General features: G+C 65.6%; 17 protein-coding genes, 1 other RNA gene and 1 pseudogene. 14 read left to right on the top strand and 5 right to left on the bottom strand.

The window, feature by feature from the left end:
* Window positions 1–379: 379 nt before the first annotated feature.
* The 4 genes and pseudogenes from J7396_RS15870 to J7396_RS15855 all read left to right on the top strand — a co-directional run bounded on the left by J7396_RS15870 (window position 380) and on the right by J7396_RS15855 (window position 3,745).
* Window positions 380–2,119 carry a glutamine--tRNA ligase/YqeY domain fusion protein gene (locus J7396_RS15870; protein ID WP_011346499.1) on the top strand — a complete coding sequence of 580 codons (1,740 nt, stop codon included), beginning with the start codon at window positions 380–382 and terminating at the stop codon, window positions 2,117–2,119.
* Window positions 2,120–2,242: 123 nt separating this feature from the next.
* Window positions 2,243–2,491: pseudogene (locus J7396_RS15865) on the top strand (hypothetical protein).
* Between the two features lie 11 nt (window positions 2,492–2,502).
* Entirely contained in the window at window positions 2,503–3,432 is a 930-nt protein-coding gene (locus J7396_RS15860) for a DMT family transporter (RefSeq protein ID WP_014089450.1), read from the top strand.
* Window positions 3,433–3,535: 103 nt separating this feature from the next.
* Window positions 3,536–3,745: a hypothetical protein gene (locus J7396_RS15855; protein ID WP_162012997.1), complete on the top strand. Its 210-nt coding sequence runs from the start codon at window positions 3,536–3,538 to the stop codon at window positions 3,743–3,745.
* A 13-nt stretch (window positions 3,746–3,758) separates the two neighbouring features.
* On the opposite strand, the gene J7396_RS15850 is transcribed toward J7396_RS15855, so the two are convergent.
* Window positions 3,759–3,833, bottom strand: a non-coding RNA gene (locus J7396_RS15850) — sX9 sRNA.
* Between the two features lie 265 nt (window positions 3,834–4,098).
* On the opposite strand from J7396_RS15850, the gene J7396_RS15845 reads away from it, so the two are divergent.
* The 3 genes from J7396_RS15845 to rlmM are packed head-to-tail and all read left to right on the top strand — an operon-like array spanning window position 4,099 to window position 6,122.
* The gene (locus J7396_RS15845; RefSeq protein WP_046932418.1) at window positions 4,099–4,479 is read left to right on the top strand and encodes a hypothetical protein; all 381 of its coding nucleotides are present in this window, start codon (window positions 4,099–4,101) and stop codon (window positions 4,477–4,479) included.
* On the top strand, window positions 4,479–5,039 hold the full coding sequence (locus J7396_RS15840) for a nucleoside deaminase (protein WP_008572602.1): 561 nt from the start codon (window positions 4,479–4,481) through the stop codon (window positions 5,037–5,039). The genes J7396_RS15845 and J7396_RS15840 overlap by 1 nt, the downstream gene beginning before the upstream one ends.
* A gap of 39 nt (window positions 5,040–5,078) precedes the next feature.
* Window positions 5,079–6,122: a 23S rRNA (cytidine(2498)-2'-O)-methyltransferase RlmM gene (gene rlmM, locus J7396_RS15835; protein WP_008572601.1), complete on the top strand. Its 1,044-nt coding sequence runs from the start codon at window positions 5,079–5,081 to the stop codon at window positions 6,120–6,122.
* Between the two features lie 498 nt (window positions 6,123–6,620).
* On the opposite strand, the gene J7396_RS15830 is transcribed toward rlmM, so the two are convergent.
* Window positions 6,621–7,730 (bottom strand): Gfo/Idh/MocA family oxidoreductase, encoded by a 1,110-nt coding sequence (locus J7396_RS15830; RefSeq protein WP_011346492.1) that lies wholly within the window; start codon window positions 7,728–7,730, stop codon window positions 6,621–6,623.
* A 123-nt stretch (window positions 7,731–7,853) separates the two neighbouring features.
* Here J7396_RS15830 and J7396_RS15825 point away from each other — a divergent pair, with 123 nt between their 5' ends.
* The 7 genes from J7396_RS15825 (at window position 7,854) to J7396_RS15795 (ending at window position 14,879) form a co-directional block, all read left to right on the top strand.
* The gene (locus tag J7396_RS15825; RefSeq protein ID WP_008572599.1) at window positions 7,854–8,759 is read left to right on the top strand and encodes an SMP-30/gluconolactonase/LRE family protein; all 906 of its coding nucleotides are present in this window, start codon (window positions 7,854–7,856) and stop codon (window positions 8,757–8,759) included.
* A gap of 81 nt (window positions 8,760–8,840) precedes the next feature.
* On the top strand, window positions 8,841–9,563 hold the full coding sequence (locus tag J7396_RS15820) for a hypothetical protein (RefSeq protein WP_014089445.1): 723 nt from the start codon (window positions 8,841–8,843) through the stop codon (window positions 9,561–9,563).
* Between the two features lie 200 nt (window positions 9,564–9,763).
* Window positions 9,764–10,165, top strand: coding sequence for a hypothetical protein (locus J7396_RS15815; RefSeq protein WP_029818729.1), 402 nt, complete (start codon window positions 9,764–9,766; stop codon window positions 10,163–10,165).
* Window positions 10,166–10,294: 129 nt separating this feature from the next.
* Entirely contained in the window at window positions 10,295–10,768 is a 474-nt protein-coding gene (locus J7396_RS15810) for a MarR family transcriptional regulator (protein WP_008572595.1), read from the top strand.
* Window positions 10,769–10,813: 45 nt separating this feature from the next.
* Complete coding sequence (locus J7396_RS15805; protein ID WP_008572593.1) at window positions 10,814–11,641, top strand: p-hydroxycinnamoyl CoA hydratase/lyase; 828 nt, start codon at window positions 10,814–10,816, stop codon at window positions 11,639–11,641.
* Between the two features lie 83 nt (window positions 11,642–11,724).
* Window positions 11,725–13,194, top strand: coding sequence for an aldehyde dehydrogenase (locus J7396_RS15800; protein ID WP_057681883.1), 1,470 nt, complete (start codon window positions 11,725–11,727; stop codon window positions 13,192–13,194).
* Between the two features lie 206 nt (window positions 13,195–13,400).
* Window positions 13,401–14,879, top strand: a complete 1,479-nt coding sequence (locus tag J7396_RS15795; protein ID WP_109291184.1) for an AMP-binding protein — start codon at window positions 13,401–13,403, stop codon at window positions 14,877–14,879.
* Between the two features lie 177 nt (window positions 14,880–15,056).
* Here the strand turns inward: J7396_RS15795 and J7396_RS15790 are convergent, their stop codons facing one another.
* From J7396_RS15790 to J7396_RS15780, 3 genes are all read right to left on the bottom strand, one after another.
* Entirely contained in the window at window positions 15,057–16,058 is a 1,002-nt protein-coding gene (locus J7396_RS15790; protein ID WP_008572588.1) for a LysR substrate-binding domain-containing protein, read from the bottom strand.
* A 66-nt stretch (window positions 16,059–16,124) separates the two neighbouring features.
* Window positions 16,125–16,484 (bottom strand): protocatechuate 3,4-dioxygenase subunit alpha, encoded by a 360-nt coding sequence (locus J7396_RS15785; RefSeq protein ID WP_011346487.1) that lies wholly within the window; start codon window positions 16,482–16,484, stop codon window positions 16,125–16,127.
* 10 nt (window positions 16,485–16,494) lie between these two features.
* Window positions 16,495–17,391: a gallate dioxygenase gene (locus J7396_RS15780; protein WP_011346486.1), complete on the bottom strand. Its 897-nt coding sequence runs from the start codon at window positions 17,389–17,391 to the stop codon at window positions 16,495–16,497.
* Window positions 17,392–17,533: the final 142 nt, after the last annotated feature.

Genomic DNA, 17,533 nt, shown 5'->3' with positions numbered 1-17,533 from the left:
CGTCGCGGCCGATACCCGCCAGCCATGCCCGGCCGCAGGCACGCCTGGTCCTGCAGCACGCGCGCAAGGCCGCGCGTGCGGGCCAACAACGTGAAAAGGCCAAGCGTGAGGTGAGAGCGGGCCTTGCGCCGTGGTTGCTGCGCAATGGGCACGCCGACCGCGCCTGCTCGCCAGATCCGTCGGCGCCGCCTGGCGTGCCGTGGGTTGCATCGTGAAACCGGCGACGACAGATCCGCACATCGCCGGCACGGCCTGCAGGGGCTGCCCGGGACCCAACCCCGCGCAAACCAACGCCCGGAAGCCGCCCCGCCGCGCCCCGCGCCTACCCCTAACCGGTGCCACCGCCTAAACTTGCGGTTTACCCATTGCTGATGCGCGCATGTCCGAGACCCTAGCCACCGACGCCACCGCCCCGGCGGAGAAGAAAGACTTCATCCGCCAGATCGTCCGCGAGGATCTGGCCAGCGGCAAGCACACGGTCATCCGCACCCGCTTCCCGCCCGAGCCCAACGGCTACCTGCATATTGGCCATGCCAAGGCGATCTGCCTGGATTTCGGCCTGGCGGCCGAGTTCGGCGGGCTGTGCAACCTGCGCCTGGACGATACCAACCCGGCCAAGGAAGACCCCGAGTTCGTGGTGGCCATCCAGGACGACGTGCGCTGGCTGGGCTATGAGTGGGCACAACTGCGCCACGCCTCGGATTATTTCCAGGTGTATTACCTGGCCGCGCAGAAGCTGATTCGCGATGGCCATGCGTTCGTGTGCGACCTGTCCGCAGAACAGGTGCGCCAATACCGTGGCACGCTGACCGAGCCCGGCCGCAATTCGCCGTTCCGCGAGCGCAGCGTCGAAGAAAACCTGGAGCTGTTCGCGCGCATGCGTGCCGGCGAATTCCCCGACGGCGCGCGCACGCTGCGCGCCAAGATCGACATGGCCAGCGGCAACATCAACCTGCGCGACCCGGCGCTGTACCGCATCAAGCATGTGGAGCACCAGAACACCGGCAATGCGTGGCCGATCTACCCCATGTACGACTTCGCGCATTCGCTCGGCGATGCAGTCGAAGGCATCACCCATTCGCTGTGCACGCTGGAATTTGAAGACCACCGCCCGCTGTACGACTGGTGCGTGGACAAGGTGGACCTGGCCGGTCACCCGGAACTGCTGCAGCCGCTGCTGGACAAGGGCTTACCGCGCGAAGCGGCCAAGCCGCGTCAGATCGAGTTTTCGCGCCTCAACATCAACTACACGGTGATGAGCAAGCGCAAGCTCACCGCGCTGGTGGAAGAGCAGCTGGTGGACGGTTGGGACGACCCGCGCATGTACACGCTGCAGGGCCTGCGCCGGCGTGGCTATACGCCGGCGGCGATGCGGTTGTTCGTGGACCGCGTGGGCATCAGCAAGCAGAACTCGCTGATCGATTTCTCGGTGCTGGAAGGTTGCCTGCGCGAGGATCTGGACGCTGCGGCGCCGCGCCGCATGGCGGTGATCGACCCGCTCAAGCTGGTGCTGACCAACCTGCCGGAAGGCCACACCGAAACGCTGCAGTTTTCCAACCACCCCAAGGACGAGAGCTTCGGCACACGCGAAGTACCGTTTGCGCGCGAGCTGTGGATCGAACGCGAGGATTTTGCCGAGGTTCCGCCCAAGGGCTGGAAGCGCCTGGTGCCGGGCGGCGAAATCCGCTTGCGCGGCGCAGGCATTGCGCGCGTGGACGAGGTGATCAAGAACGCTGACGGCGAGATCGTCGAACTGCGCGGCTGGCTCGATCCGGAATCGCGTCCGGGCATGGAAGGCGCCAACCGCAAGGTCAAGGGCACCATCCACTGGGTCAGCGCCGTACACGCGGTGGAAGCGGAAATCCGCCTGTACGACCGCCTGTTTTCGGTGGAAAAGCCCGACGACGAATCCGAAGGCAAGACCTACCGCGATTATCTGAACCCCGAGTCCAAGCGCAACGTGCGCGGCTACGTGGAGCCGAGCGCTGCGATGGCTGCGCCGGAGCAGGCGTTCCAGTTCGAACGCAGCGGTTACTTCGTTGCCGACCGTCGCGACCATAGCGCGGCCACGCCGGTCTTCAATCGCAGCGTGACCTTGCGCGATACCTGGGCCAAGTAACCACGCAGGACAGACAGCGGCGCTCTTGCAAGGCGGGCGTCGCTGCTCCCTGGGTTGGGCGGCGGCTGCACGGCTGCAGAGGCCGCACCTGCGTCGTCACGCACCCTTTCGGCCGCAACGCCGATGCGCAGCAAGCGGCTGCCACGCCGTGGACCGCTTCAGGCCATCACGATCGTGGCGGTGGCGCATGCGCTGCGATGGCATCCCATTGATTTGCGCAGCGCCATCGCACGCACGCGGCGCCATGCGTGTGACCGACGACATCACAGAAGCTGGAACAGCGCACTGATGCAGCGTGCGGCGTTGCATCCGTCTGCAGGGCCCGCCTTGATCAACGCCCTGCCGCACGGCACGCTGCAATGCATGCCCTGAGGAACAGCACGATGCGTGAACGCTTGATGGTGGGTGTCGCCTGCGGAATCGGTGCGGGCGCGCTGTGGGGGCTGGTGTTTCTGGCGCCGCAATTGCTGGGCGCTTTTACGCCGCTGCAATTGGCGGTGGCGCGGTATCTCTCGTATGGCGCCGTGGCGACCTTGCTGCTGGCGCCACGCGCGCGGCAGACCGCTGCCCGGCTGGGCGCTGCCGAATGGTGGGCGTTGGTGCGCTTGAGCCTGATGGGAAACCTGATGTATTACGTGCTGCTTGGCAGCGCCGTGCAGTGGGCAGGCAGCGCGGCAACGGCGTTGATCATCGGGCTGTTGCCGGTGGTGGTCACCGTGATCGGGACGCGTGCCGCCGGTGCGGTGCAATTGCGACGTCTGGCCGCGCCCTGCGTTTTGTGCGTGATCGGCGTGACATTGGTGGCAGTGGATACCGTGCAGGACGACTCCGGCCAGCAGGCAAGCGATCGCCTGACCCGGATCGCCGGCCTGCTGTGCGCGGCGGGTGCGCTGGTGTCGTGGTCGGCCTATTCGATCGCAAATGCACGCTGGTTGCGGCGGCGCCCGGATCTGTCCGGCGGCGACTGGTCGCTGCTGACCGGCGTGGTCACCGGCGCACTGGCGTTGTTGCTGGCGCCGGCGGCCCTGATCGGCAGTGCCGCGCATGCACCGCTCGAGTGGGCCAGTTTCTGGGGCGTGTCGCTGTTGCTGGGCATCCTGGCCTCGATCATCGGCAATGCGCTGTGGAATCGTGCCAGCCGCGTGCTACCGCTGACCCTGGTCGGGCAGATGATCGTATTCGAGACGGTGTTTGCGCTGCTGTACGGCTTCGCCTGGGAAATGCGGCTGCCCACGCCATTGGAGTTGGCCGCCATCGCCTGCCTGCTGGTCGGCGTGCTGTGGTGCGCAGCACTGCATGCGGAAGCGAAATGACCCCGGTACCTGATGCACGCAGCGGCCTAGATTGCAGGCTGTATCAGCCAGCGATGCCGCCATGTGCCTCCCGCAACCATGCTTACGCCCACCTGCAAATACCTTGCGCGGCGCGGTGTTTTCGCTGTCGATCGGCCTGGCGGCCTGCTCGCCGCAGCCGCCCGTCTCCAACGCGGCGACTCCGGCCGAGGTGTTCTGTACGCTGCTTCCGGGTCGGCCGGATGACGATCTGCCCAGCGATCGCCGCGACGAAAGCATGCAGCAACTGGACCTTGCCACGCGCTGCCACCGGTCACTGCGCAGACGGCGTTGACTTCACCAAGAGCAGCTGACAACACCTAGCGGGCAGTCGTCAGGCGGATACGACGGCGCGGAGCAACCGGAGTGGACGCGTGGTACATGCCGATTCCGGGCAGCGGCCGCGCCCGCCCGGCGGCTGCACAGTCGTTTCGTTAGCTGCTCCAAGGCTGCAGGCGTGTTTCGGTCACACGCGACGCCGTCGCCAGCGTCATCAGCCACAACGCGCGCACGATCTGGCTTGCGGAATTTTCTAGCTGATCCTGCGCGTGCCACATTCCGCGCACCCGGGGCTTACCATGGCCGCTCACCTATCCTGATCGGAGCGGCTGCATGTCCCGTCTTTTGTCCCGGTGTCTGAGCACGCTGTTGCTGCTGGCCTGTCTTGGGTCGATTGGCTGCGTGGCCGCACCACCGACCGATACCGCCACGCCACCTCCGGCGACCGGCTCGACACGCGGCCCGGCAGCCGGCAAAGCGGTGGTCGTCACCACCACTTGCCGCACCGATGCCGATTGCACGGTGAAGAACGTCGGCAACTGTTGCGGTGCGTTTCCGGCCTGCGTCAACGTCAACAGCGCCACCGACCCCAACGGCGTACTGGCGCAATGCCAGGCTGGCGGCATGATGAGCGTGTGCGGCTTCCGCGAGATCAGCGCCTGCCAGTGCGTGGCCGGTCAATGTGCCGCAAAGGACGCGCAGGCCGATACACTGCGCCCCGCCACTCCCCCTACAGAAACGGTCCACTGATGCTTTACGCGCACATCCACCTCACCCTGCCCGACTGGATCCACGCGCATGTCGACGACAGCCGCGCCTATCCCAGCGATGAGGACAAGGTGGCCCTGGCGATCGAGCTGTCGCGGATGAATGTGCGCGAACGCAGCGGCGGCCCGTTCGGCGCGGTGGTGTTCGGCCCGGACCATCGCATCATCGCCGCCGCAGTGAACCGCGTGGTGCCGCAGACCACCTCGCTGGCGCATGCCGAAAACATGGCCTACATGCTGGCGCAACAGCGCCTGCAGACGCCACGCTTGAACGATGTGCTGTCGCCGGTGACGCTGGCCACCTCCGCGCAGCCGTGCTGCCAGTGCTACGGCGCGACCGTATGGGCCGGCATCGACCGCCTGCTGATCGGCGCGCGCGCCGACGACGTGATGGCGCTGACGCAATTCGACGAAGGCCCGTTGCCGGCCGACTGGGTGGGTGAACTGAGCCGCCGCGGCATCGAGGTGGTGCGCGACGTACTGCGCGACCAGGCGTGTGCAGTGCTGCGCAACTATGGCGAGGGCGGCGGTGACCATTACTGATGTCGCCGGCGCAGCGGGCGCCCTCCTGCAGGTGCAGCGATGAGCGGCCTGCTGTGTTATTGCCGGCAGGGTTTCGAACCTGAGCTGGCCGCAGAACTGAGCGCGCGCGCTGCATTCGTCGGCATCGCCGGGTATGCGCGCACCCAACGCAACGACGGCTATGTGCTGTTCGTCTGCGACGAGGCTGCGCAACTTGCAGCAAAACTGCAGTGGCGCGAGTTGATCTTCGCCCGGCAAAAGCTGGTAGTGATTGCCGAGCTGAAAGGTATCGACCCCAAGGACCGCATCACGCCGATCCTGGCCGCGTTGGACGGGCAGCAGCGGTTTGGCGATCTGTGGGTGGAACACCCGGATTCGGACGCTGGCAAGCCGCTTGCAGGCCTGGCGCGCAGCTTCGGCAATGCACTGCGACCGGCCCTGCGCAAGGCCGGCCTGCTCACCGACAAGCCGCAGCCGCGCCAACCGCGGTTGCACGTCTGTTTTCTCGACGGCGACCACGCCTTGCTGGCGGTGGCCGACAACGCCGACAGCGCGCCGTGGCCGCTGGGCATTCCACGCCTGAAATTGCTGCCGGAAGCGCCTTCGCGCTCTGCTCTCAAGCTCGACGAGGCCCTGCTGACGCTGCTCACGCCCGAAGAACGCGACGCACTGGTCAAGCCGGGCATGCGCGCGGCCGATCTGGGCGCTGCGCCCGGCGGCTGGACCTGGGTACTGACGCGGCAGCACGTGCACGTCACCAGCGTGGACAACGGCCCGCTGCGCGAGCATGTGCTGGAGACCGGGCTGGTGGAGCACCTGCGCGCCGACGGCTTCCACTGGAAGCCCGCGCAGCCGCTGGACTGGATGGTCTGCGACATGGTGGAGCAACCGCGCCGCGTGGCCGAACGCATGGCCACCTGGGTGCGCGAAGGCTGGTGCCGCAACACCATCTTCAACCTCAAGCTGCCGATGAAAAAGCGCTGGGACGAGACCCGCCTGTGCCTGGACCTGTTCGAGCAACAGGCAGAAAAATCATTGATCGTGCGCGCCAAGCAGCTGTATCACGATCGCGAGGAGATCACGGTACTGGCGATGCGGGAGTGAGGCTGGGAATCGGGATTCGGGAATCGGGAATCGGGAATCGTAAAAGCGGTTGGCCGGTTCGGCTGTATATGCTGTCGTCGATTCCTTCGACCACCGCGCGACGTTCACTGAGCGTTTTGAATCATTCCTGCACAGCGATGCTCTGCGCGTTTGAAGCGCGCCTGAGGCGTGCAACGGGAATCCTCGTGATGGTTGGTCCCGTGCCTTGTAGTAGAAATTGCTTCCCGACTAGCGCGACTCGCTTTTGCGAAATTGACGCTTGCTCTTCTCACTGAATCAACATTTCTGCGGCCGCTGGTTGCCGCTGGTGTGCTGCTTGCAGCTGTCGGCCATTGATTGCGGGCGTGACGCACCGCGGCCGGTTGGTCGGTTGGCCGCTTGCTCGCTCCATAGTCAGGATGTGTGTTGGCCGCTGTGTGCTGCCATGCCTGGCGGCCCTGGGCCGCTGCTTGCTATTGCGGTGGCCCCGGCGGCACTTGGCCGCCGGAACCAGCTCGTTTACAGCACGATGCGCTTGCTGCCCTCGCGCGCCGAGCGGTAGATCGCATCGACGATGCGGATGTCGCGCAGGCCTTCTTCGCCCGGCGCACGTAATGGCGTGCCGTTCATGATGGCCAGCGCGTCTTCGTCCATCTGCAGCGCTTGCTGATGCGGCACCTTGGCGTCGAACACGCGGCCATCGCTGGCCTTGCCGGTCACGCCCTGGTAGCTCTGGAACGGCGACAACTCGTACCAACCGCGCTCGCATTCGGCGCGCAGCACATTCATGTTCTTGCCGAAGCTGGTCTTGCACTCGGCGCGCACCGCATTGGGAAACTCCAGGGTGAAGTCCATGTGCTCGTCGACTTCATCGAACAGATCGGGTCGGTCGGTCCAGCGCTTGGCCGTTACTGCCAGCGGCTCGGTGCCCACGGTGTAACGCGCGGCATTGAGCGGATACACGCCCATGTCGTACATCGCGCCGCCACCGAACTGCGAGCGCAACCGCCACGGGCGGTCGGCCTTGGCGGTGCCTTGATAGCCGTTGTACCCGGCCTCGGCACGCACGCGTTGCATCGCGCCGAACGGTTTTTCGCTGGCCATCGCAATCACGCGCCGCGTGTTGGGCTCATGCTGCATGCGGTAGCCGATCGTCAGCGCCACCTTGTTGCGTTTGCAGGCAGCAATCATGGCCTCGCATTCACCGGCGTGCATCGCCATCGGCTTCTCGCACCACACATGCTTGCCCGCGGCAGCCGCACGCAGGGTCAGTGGCGCATGCAGATGCGTTGGCGTGACGATGTACACCACATCGATGTCGTCGTTGTCGGCGATACGATCGAAGTTCTCGTAGTTGTAGACATTGCGGTCGGCGATGCCGTACTTGGACTGCCACTGCGGAATCTTCGACGGCGTGCCGGTGACGATCCCGGCAAGCTTGCAATGCTTGGTCAGCGCCAGGCCGGGCGCGAGCTGTTCGCTGGCATAACTACCCAACCCGACCAACGCGACATTGAGCGGTTTTCCGGGCTTTTTCTTCGGCACTGCCCACGTCGGTGCAGCCAGCAGGATGCCTGCACCGCCAAAGGCGGCAAGCAAGCGGCGACGTGTGATCGATTCCACGGACATGCAAACCTCCTTCGCGAGTGTGGGCGTACTGCTCGCGCACCTTACTTGATCGGGTGTGATCACCGCCATGGTCGCGCTGCACGTTCTGGCACACTGCTGGCGATCACATCCGGAGCATTGCGCATGACCGTCGTTGCCCATCTTCGCTATCTGCCGCTGGCGCTCCTGTTGTCCAGTTCGCTCGCCAGCGCTGCCGACACTCCCTTCGTTGCGCGCGATCTGATCGGCGATGGCGCATTTACACACAATGCCGAAGGCCCGGCGACCGGTCCGGATGGCGCGCTGTACGCGGTGAACCTGGGCAAGGACGGCACCATCGCGCGCATCGCGCTGCAGGCCGACGGCGGCGCACGTGCCGAGGTGTTCGTCACCTTGCCCGAGGGAAGCACCGGCAATGGCATCCGCTTTCGCGACGGCACCATGTATGTCGCCGATTACACCGGCCACAAGATCCTGCAGGTCAACATGCAGACGCGTGCGGTCAGCACGTTCGCGGCATTGCCCGAGGCAGATGGCCCCAACGATCTGGCGCTGGCGCCCGATGGCAGCTTCTACGCCAGCGACCCGAACTGGAAGGACAATGGCGGGCGCTTGTGGCACATCGGCCGCGACGGCGCGGTGCGGCTGCTGGAGGCAGGGATGACCACGCCCAACGGCCTGGATGTCAGCCCCGACGGCAAACAGCTGTATGTCAATGAAAGCATGTCGCGCAAGGTGTGGGCCTACGACCGTGGCAGCGACGGCAGCCTGCGCAACAAACGGCTGCTGATCAGCTTCCCCGATTTCGGCATGGACGGCATGCGCTGCGATGCCGACGGCAATCTGTACATCGCCCGCTACGATGCCGGGCAGATTGCAGTGGTGTCGCCGCAGGGCAAGCTGCTGCGCACGGTTGCATTGAAGGGGCGCAAGGCCAGCAACGTGGCCTTCGGCGGCGCCGATGGCAAGCAGGTGTTCGTCACCTTGCAGGACCGCGGCGCAGTTGAAACGTTCAGGTCCGATCGTCGCGGGCGCGAAACCGGACACTGAAACTGGCGTGTGCGTCGCATTGGTTCTCAGGCCGCGCAACAGCGTCCTGGCATGCTGCAGGTCACCTGTGGAGGACTCCCCATGCAACCGATCGAATTGAAGGACGCGGCCGCCTTCGGCAGCGAATTTCTGCGCCTGACCCTGTTGCAGGGGTTCCAGTCGCTGACCAAGCGTGACCTGGAATTGTTGATCTTCGTGCTGCTCGAACGCGATGGCGCCATCTCGCGCAACAGCTCCAACGCTGCGGTCGCATTGCAGTTGCGGGTGACTTCGGCCAAGGTCAAGGCGCTGCGGCGCGATGGCTATGCGCGTTGGCGCTCGCTGGTGCCCGAAGAGGGCGACGCCGCGATGCAGCGCATCGTTGCCAACGTGCTCACCGAAGACAATCTGCGCTCGGGTGCAAAACATGTCAGCGAACGCAGCCGCAAGGAAGGCTTTTTGGCGGTGCGCATCGAACATCCCGACGACGCGCAACAGTTCGAGCAAGCCATTCTCGATGTCGGTGCGCTGCCGGTGTACGAACGCAACCGCGAAGTGGTCGCGGTGCGCTTCGACACGCTGCTGAAAATCGCCGAGCGCTGGGGCTACCTGCAACCGGATCCGCACGCCACTGTGCGCGCATTGCAGAAGCTCACGCCCACCGCAGAAGAGGTGTCGGATCTGCTCAAGAAGGACATTGCGCAGTTGCGCTGGGACGACGTGCGCCGCGCACTCAACAGCCTGGGTGCCAAGGCGGTGACAAGCACGGCGGAGGGCGGCCTGAAGGGACTACTGAAGATCGTCTTCCCCTTCATTCCCGGCTGAGTGGCGCCAACCAGAGCACTGCGCGATGCAATGCGCAGTGCTCGCTCAGGGCAACGATGCAGCAGCGCGACAAGACCCGTTCGCCGCCTCTGACACTCCAACAGCGTATCCCCGTCGCCAAGCGGCGCGCCACCGTCACGCACAGCGCAAAAGGCCGCCAGGCTCTATGCTTGTGGGCTGTTCCGCATCAGGGGGATCTGATGACCAACCGCAGTCTTGCCACACTCGTCTCCACGCTGTCGCTATTGCTCTGCACTGCCGCACATGCGCAGCAGGCGCCCACGCCGGCCAGCAGCATGCCGCTGATCGACGTGCCCAGTGCCATCCGCACCCAGCCGCTGTCCAGTGGCGAGGTCACCCATCAAACCGAACTGGAGCGCCCGCGCGGCGAATCCAGCGTGATCGTGCGTTCGATCCAGCCCAATAGCGTGGTCGGCAGCTACCGCATCGATTTTGAAGCCATGGATACCGATGGCGATGGCCGCATCAGCCGTGCAGAGGCGCAGGCCAACCCTGCCCTGGCCGATGAATTCGACGCGCTCGACACCCGTCACAGCGGTTACCTGACCCGCGAACAGCTCGCTGGCTGGCTGATCCGCTGATCGTCTTACGGCAGGCGCGGCTGTACTACGCAACCGCGCACTGTGCTTCGCATCACGCCATCGCCCCCTCTTGCAGGGCCCGCTTCGGTCGGATAGATTGTATTTAACGGATACAATCTGGACGGACCGATGACTGCTCGCCTTTCACTTGCCGCCGACCTTGGCTACCAGCTGCAACTCGCCGCCCTGGCCTCCAGCCACGCCGCGCGCCAGGAATTGGCCGAGCTACAGCTCACCCCGGCGCGCGTGACCGCGTTGATCCACATCCGCGATCAACCCGGCTGCGACCAGACCGAGCTGGGCAACCGTCTGCTGGTCAACCGCGCCGCCGGCATGAAGATCGCCAATGCGCTGGCCGAGCAAGGGCTGATCGAACGCCTTGCTGGCCGCGACCGTCGCAGCAAGGGCCTGTACCTCACCGACTCGGGCGAGCGCACGCTGCTGGTTGCGCAGGGCTGCCTGGCGCGTGCGGGCGAACGCACCTGCACCGGCCTGCAGGCTAGCGAACAACAGACCCTGCTGCGCCTGCTCTGCAAGTTAAACGCCAGCGCTGCACTGGAGCGCGCCGCCGCGCCAGACACGGCGCTGGCCGAAGCACTCTGAGCCCATCAACACACCAGCACTCTCACGACTCGAAGGAGACGCCGCTTGAACGAGCATGACGTGGTATCGGTTCGCATCGAAAACCGCATCGCCTGGGTGAAGTTCGCGCGCCCCGACAAGCGCAACGCGATGAGCCCGGCGCTCAACCGCCGCATGATGGACGTGCTGGACGAGCTGGAGTTCGACGACAACGTCGGCGTGCTGGTGCTCGGCGGCGAAGGCACCGCCTGGTCGGCGGGCATGGACCTGAAGGAATATTTCCGCGAAACCGAAGCGCAGGGCCTGCGTGGCGTGCGGCGCTCGCAGCGCGAATCGTATGGCTGGTTCCGTCGCCTGCGCTGGTATCAGAAGCCGACCATCGCCATGGTCAACGGCTGGTGTTTCGGCGGCGGCTTCGGCCCGCTGTTTGCCTGCGACCTGGCGATTGCCGCCGATGAGGCGCAGTTTGGCCTGTCGGAAATCAACTGGGGCATCCTGCCCGGCGGTGGCGTCACCAAGGTCGCGGTGGAACTGCTGTCGATGCGCGATGCGATGTGGATGACGCTGACCGGCGAAATGGTGGATGGCAAGAAGGCTGCCGAATGGCGCCTGGTCAACGAAAGCGTGCCGCTGGAACGCCTGGAGGCACGCACCCGCGAAGTGGCCGAACTGTTGCTGCGCAAGAACCCGGTCGCGCTCAAGTACGCCAAGGATGCGGTGCGCCGCGTCGGCACCATGACCTACGACGAAGCCGAAGATTACCTGGTGCGCATGCAGGAAGCGGCCAATTCGTTCGACAACAACGCCCGCAAGGAAGGCATCCGTCAGTTCATCGACGAGAAGAGCTACAAGCCCGGCCTGGGCGAGTACGACCTCAGCAAACACCGAGCGTAAGCGCGTCCTACGGCGTCCGAAGCGGTGCGCGTTGTGCGTGCATCGCTGGCGCTGCCAGTGGTTTTCTGCACCGAGGAGGGAGTATGGAAGCCTTATTCGAAACGCTGCGCGGCATCGCCGCGCGAGGTCCCCTGGGTCTGTTCATCGACGGGCAATGGCGCGCAAGCACCGGCGATCGCTCGGTCGATGTGATCGCGCCGCATACCGAAGAACGGCTGCTGCGCTACACCGAACCCTCGCACGCAGATACCGAAGCGGCCATCGCAGCTGCACGCCGCGCCTTCGACCACGGCCCCTGGCCGCAGCTCTCCCCGCAAGCGCGCAGCGTGGCACTCAAGCGGGTGGCCGACCACTTGCGTGCACGCATGCCGGAGTTGGCCGAAGCATGGACGGGCCAGGTCGGCGCGACCCTTGGCTTCAGCAAGCGCGCCTCGCAGCAGGCGCCGGATTTATTCGACTACTACGCCGACCTGATTGCCACCCACGCATTCGTCGAACCACGTGTGCGCCCCAACGGTGGCCGCGTGCATGTGGTGCAGGAGCCGGTCGGCGTGGTCGCCGCGATCACGCCCTGGAACGCGCCGCTGGTATTGCTGTGCTACAAGGTCGCCGCCGCGCTGGCTGCCGGCTGCACGGTGGTGGCCAAGCCCTCGCCGGAAACGCCGATCGATGCCTATATCCTGGCCGAGTGCATCAGCGCCGCCGGCGTGCCCGATGGCGTGTTCAACCTGCTCCCCGCCGGCCGCGAGGTGGGCGAGCAATTGATCCGCCACCCGCACGTGGACAAGGTCAGCTTCACCGGCTCCACCCAGGCCGGCCGCTCGATCGGCATCGCCTGCGCCGAGCGCCTGGCACGGGTTGGGCTGGAGCTGGGCGGCAAATCGGCAGCAATCGTGCTGGAGGACGCCGACATCGCCAAGGTGCTGCCCACCCTGGTGCCCTACTCCATGCCGATCGCCGGACAGGTGTGCTTCTCGTTGACGCGCGTCCTGGTGCCGGCGCAGCGCCGCGAAGAAGTCCTGCAGGCATATTGCGCGGCACTGAGCGCAGTGAAGCTGGGCGACCCGTTTGCGGCAGACACCGGGATGGGCCCGTTGGCCCTGGGCCGCCAGCTCGAACGTGTGCAGTCCTACATCGCCAAAGGCAAGGCGCAGGGCGCACGCCTGGCCATGGGGGGAGGCCGCCCGGCACACCTGTCGCGCGGCTTCTTCGTCGAACCGACGGTGTTTGCCGAGGTGACGCCGGACATGACCATTGCGCGCGAGGAAATCTTCGGACCGGTGGTGAGCTTCATCGACTACCACGACGAAGCCGACCTCATCGCCAAGGTCAATGCCAGCGACTACGGCCTGCACGGCACCATCTACAGCGAAGACGCCGAACGCGCCTATCGCATCGCGCGCCGCGTGCGCTGCGGCAGTCATGCGATCAACGGCATGTGGGTCGATATCAGCATGCCGTTTGGTGGCTTCAAGCACTCGGGTATCGGCCGCGAAGGCGGTATCGAAGGTCTGCATGCCTTCCTCGAAACCAAAACCCTCTACCTGAGCTAGCGCACAGCCGAAACAACGCGCGCCTGCGTGCGGACTGGCATGCACACATCGCCAACCGATAGCGCATTGCGTGCCTGCCGTGCGCAGGCGCACGCGTGGGCTGCATCCGCCACGTGCGCATCACGTTCTCCGGGACGTCTAAACCTTTCGCACGCAGCACTCGCACTCACACCTAGTCACTTCCCACTCTTCCAGAAGACCGCGCCATGGCCATGCCGACCGACTCGATCGCCTTCCACGCCCGTCTCTCGCCGCAACAGTTTGCCGCACGCGACCTAGTGCTGGGCCTGAAATGGACCTATGCCGAACTGGACGCCTTGGTGGGCCGCCTGGCGGCCTTGTTGCGCCGGCGTGGCTGCGTCGATGGTGAGCGGCTCGCCGTGCTGGCGCGCAATTCGGTGTGGCAGGTGGCCTTGCACTTTGCCTGCGGGCGGGTCGGCGCGATCTATGTACCGCTCAACTGGCGGTTGAGCGCGAGCGAGCTCGATGCGCTGCTGCAACGCGCAGAGCCACGCGTATTGCTGGGCGACGATGTCGCTGCCGGTCGCACGGACATGGAAGCCTTGGCAGGCTTTATCGCGAGCGCCGATGCACTGGAGCCTGCCGACACGCCATCGATTCCGCCGGATCGTGTCAGCCTGATCCTGTTTACCTCCGGCACCTCGGGTCAGCCCAAGGGCGTGATGCTCAGCGAGCAGAACCTGCAGCATGCCGCGCATAACTTCGGCGTCACCACACGCGTGGACGCACGCAGCAGCTTTCTGTGCGAAGCGCCGATGTTCCACATCATCGGCCTGGTCACCAATGTGCGCTCGGCGCTGGCGGTGGGCGGTTCGATCCAGGTCTCCAATGGCTTCGAGCCCAAACGCTCGTTGGGCTGGCTTGCCGATCCATCGCTGGGAATCACGCATTACGTCGGCGTGCCGCAGATGATGCAGGCATTTCGCAATCAGCCCGGCTTCGATGCGGCAGCGCTGCGCCACCTCACCGCATTGGTCAGCGGCGGCGCGCCGCACGCCAGCGACGATCTGCTTGGCTGGCTGGACGATGGCATCCCGATGGTCTGCGGCTTCGGCATGAGCGAAGCCGGCACGGTGTTCGGCATGTCGGTGGACTGCGATGTGATCCGCAACAAGCTGGGCGCGGCCGGCATCGCAACGCCATCGGTGCAGACGCGCGTGGTCGACGACCACGGCAACGACTGCCCGGCGGGCGTTCCCGGTGAATTGCTCTTGCGCGGTCCCAACCTCAGCCCCGGTTACTGGCGCGACCCGCAGGCGAGCGCGGACGTGCTCGATGGGCAGGGCTGGTTCCGTACCGGCGATATCGTGCAGCGCGATGCCGACGGCTTCTTCTGGGTCGTCGACCGCAAGAAGGACATGTTCATTTCCGGCGGCGAGAACGTGTACCCGGCAGAGATCGAAGCGTTGCTCGCAGACCATCCGGACATCCGCGAGTGCGCAGTGGTCGGCCTGGCCGACCCGCAGTGGGGCGAGGTGGGCTATCTGGCGATCGTGCCGGCCGCTGCGGCGCCGGACCTGGAGGAGATCCGCACCTATCTGACCGCACGGCTGGCCAAGTACAAGGTGCCCAAGCATCTGCGGTTGGTGGATGCCTTGCCGCGCACGGCGACCGGCAAATTACAAAAAGCGCGCTTGAAGGACACCTTGGCCAGTGACACCTGAGGTGCCGTCGCATCGGGCGCGCATGCGCACCGCCAACTGCAACGGGCAGCCTGGGCTGCCCGTTGCTGTGGCGCGGCGCACGACCCGCCGTGTGCAGCCGCGCGCGACAACCCGTTGAGCGTTGATGCAGCTCAGCAGGAATCGCGAAGCGCCACGCGTTGCGCCGGCCTCACGCGATCACGCAGAGGCATCCAGCAACACATCGTCTTCGCCAACACGGTCGTCCACCCACACCGCGCCCTGTTCGGCCATGAGGGCCAGCTGGTGCTCCAGCTCGCGCATCAGCAAGCGCACGCCCGGCTTGTGGATTGCGGCGCCATCGCGATAGATCACCCCGCCTGCGCGCGCCTGCGAGGGCTGCTGCAGCTGGAAGGCACGCAACTCGCCGCGTGCGATGTCGCCGGCCACCATCATGCTCGGCATCACCGCAATGCTGTCGGTGCCGAGCAGGATTTCGCGCGTGAAACTGGCCGAGCTGGAACGCAACTGATCGCGCGTTGCAAGACCGTGCTCGCGCATGACCTGCGCCACGTCGCGTTCGACATGCTGGCTCAGGGTCGGCAGCACCTGCCGGTACGCGACCGCCTCGGCAACGCGCACCGGCCCGTTGGCGAACAGCGGGTGGTCGCTGCGCGCCACCAGCGCAATCGGATCCTGGTACAACACCTTGCGAATCAGTGCGTCGTAGCGGGCCAGCGGATACAACCGCCCGACCACCAGATCGATCTCGTTACCGGCCAGCTTGGGCAACAGTTCATCGGTGCGGCCGTGCAGCAGGCGCACCCGCAGCGTGGGCTCGGTGCGATACAGCGCGGCCAGCACCGCCGGCAGCAGACCGCTGGCCGCCACCGGCAAGGCACCCACGGTGATCGTGAGCGCATCGTCCTGCAGCAGCCCTTCGAAGGTGTCCTGCGCACGTCGCAGCTGCCCCAGCACCACATGCGCCGTCTGCACCAGCACCTCGCCCATCGCGTTGGGGCGAACGCCGCGCGAATGCCGCTCGAACAGCGGCGCACCGACGATCTCTTCGATCTCCTGCAAGGCGCGCGTGAGCGCAGGCTGGGTGACATTCAAGACGCGTGAGGCGCGCAACAGGCTTTTCTGTCGGTCCAGCGCCTCGATGACACGCAGGTGCCGCACCTTGATGCGGTGTTCGAAGAACACGGAGGACATGGTCATTGGGGGAGACCTTGGGTTGGGAAGTCGGGTAACGCGACGATGCGGCGCTGAGCCGATACGCCCGGCTCAGCGCGCATGGGGCACACGCCGCGTCTGCATGAAGTCTTCGAACGATTCGCCGCGCATGATGGCGTAGACCTGCAGATTGGTCATGCGCACCACGCGCGCAAATTTTTCGATGACGAAGAAGTTGGCGCCGTACTGCACCAGGCCCAGCCAGTCGCGTGCACGGATCAGCGCCTTCTCCTGCTCGGTGAGTTCGGCTTCCTGCATCAATGCTTCTGCATCCTGCAAGAAACGATCGCGCCACGGGGCGCGGATCATGTGCCAGAAAAAGCGGTTCAGGCGCAGCGCGCGATTGCTGGTGCGCAGATCGAACAGGTACGTGCCGCCGATCTGCTCCATGCCATGGGTTTGCGGATTCATCAGCACCTCCTCAGGCCGCAGCGGCAGTGCGCGCAAGCAGCTCGGCCGAACGCGGCGCGCCGGCCGCTTCTTCGCCCGGCTCGTACAGCACCACGGTCATCGCCGTGGTGGTCATCAGGTAGTAGTTCTGATGCAGCTTGCGGATCGGCCCATCTAGCGCGCCGCGCATCGCCAGCCACATGATCTGCTCCACGCTCTCCGCACCGCCCAGGCGCACGTAATCGGTGTGGGTGAGATCGGTGAGTGTCTCGGGCGCATGCTGGAACCGGTCCAGAAATTCCATGTCCCATTCGGTGTTGTTGAAGCCCGTGCGCTCGCCATGGATCTGGTGCGATAGCCCACCGGTGCCCACCACCACCACCCGAAGATCTTCCGGATACGATTCGATCGCGCGGCGCACTGCCTGGCCCAGGCGATAGCAGCGCCGCGCCGTCGGCAGCGGGTACTGCAGCACGTTGATGGCGATCGGCACCACCGTGCCCGGCCAGTCCGGCACATGCGGCCACAGCAGCGGCAGCGGCGCTGCGCAGCCGTGGTCGATCGGCTTGTCCTGGAACACGGTCAGGTCGAATTCGTCATTGACCAGGCATTCGGCGATATGCGCCTGCAACTGCACGTCGCCGCGGATCGGCGGCAGCTCGCGCAGCCCCGCGCCTTCGTCGGCAACCGGAAAGCGTTCGCCCACGCCCAGCGCGAAGGTGGGATACAGATCGAAGAAGAACGTCGTGCAGTGGTCGTTGTAGAAGAACACCAGCACGTCGGCCCGTTGCTCGGCCAGCCACGCGGCCACTGGCGTGTAGCCGTCGAACAACGGTTTCCATACCGGGTCCTGCTGCTTGCCCTTGTCGTAGGCCACCCCGATGGTGGGAACGTGCGAGGTCCCGATACCGCCGATGATGCTTGCCATGTTGTGCTCCTGCGACGCGGGCCGGGCCCGGTCGGGGCAGGCGCGCATCAGTGGGTGATTGGGATCTGCAACGCAATGGATCCCAACAAAGGACGACCAACGACTTCGGATCGCCAAAACGGTATCCTTGGGATCCAAATTG

The sequence above is a fragment of the Xanthomonas sp. A1809 genome (assembly GCF_017746015.1).
Classification (GTDB): Bacteria; Pseudomonadota; Gammaproteobacteria; order Xanthomonadales; family Xanthomonadaceae; genus Xanthomonas; species Xanthomonas euvesicatoria.
This window is presented reverse-complemented; position numbering and strand designations above follow the sequence as displayed.

Excerpts from the sequence above, each read along its gene's own strand:
- J7396_RS15870 (WP_011346499.1), top strand. The coding sequence starts at position 380 with ATGTCCGAGACCCTAGCCACCGACGCCACCGCCCCGGCGGAGAAGAAA.
- J7396_RS15860 (WP_014089450.1), top strand. The coding sequence starts at position 2,503 with ATGCGTGAACGCTTGATGGTGGGTGTCGCCTGCGGAATCGGTGCGGGC.
- J7396_RS15840 (WP_008572602.1), top strand. The coding sequence starts at position 4,479 with ATGCTTTACGCGCACATCCACCTCACCCTGCCCGACTGGATCCACGCG.
- rlmM (WP_008572601.1), top strand. The coding sequence starts at position 5,079 with ATGAGCGGCCTGCTGTGTTATTGCCGGCAGGGTTTCGAACCTGAGCTG.
- J7396_RS15830 (WP_011346492.1), bottom strand. The coding sequence starts at position 7,730 with ATGTCCGTGGAATCGATCACACGTCGCCGCTTGCTTGCCGCCTTTGGC.
- J7396_RS15825 (WP_008572599.1), top strand. The coding sequence starts at position 7,854 with ATGACCGTCGTTGCCCATCTTCGCTATCTGCCGCTGGCGCTCCTGTTG.
- J7396_RS15820 (WP_014089445.1), top strand. The coding sequence starts at position 8,841 with ATGCAACCGATCGAATTGAAGGACGCGGCCGCCTTCGGCAGCGAATTT.
- J7396_RS15815 (WP_029818729.1), top strand. The coding sequence starts at position 9,764 with ATGACCAACCGCAGTCTTGCCACACTCGTCTCCACGCTGTCGCTATTG.
- J7396_RS15810 (WP_008572595.1), top strand. The coding sequence starts at position 10,295 with ATGACTGCTCGCCTTTCACTTGCCGCCGACCTTGGCTACCAGCTGCAA.
- J7396_RS15800 (WP_057681883.1), top strand. The coding sequence starts at position 11,725 with ATGGAAGCCTTATTCGAAACGCTGCGCGGCATCGCCGCGCGAGGTCCC.
- J7396_RS15795 (WP_109291184.1), top strand. The coding sequence starts at position 13,401 with ATGGCCATGCCGACCGACTCGATCGCCTTCCACGCCCGTCTCTCGCCG.
- J7396_RS15790 (WP_008572588.1), bottom strand. The coding sequence starts at position 16,058 with ATGACCATGTCCTCCGTGTTCTTCGAACACCGCATCAAGGTGCGGCAC.
- J7396_RS15785 (WP_011346487.1), bottom strand. The coding sequence starts at position 16,484 with ATGAATCCGCAAACCCATGGCATGGAGCAGATCGGCGGCACGTACCTG.
- J7396_RS15780 (WP_011346486.1), bottom strand. The coding sequence starts at position 17,391 with ATGGCAAGCATCATCGGCGGTATCGGGACCTCGCACGTTCCCACCATC.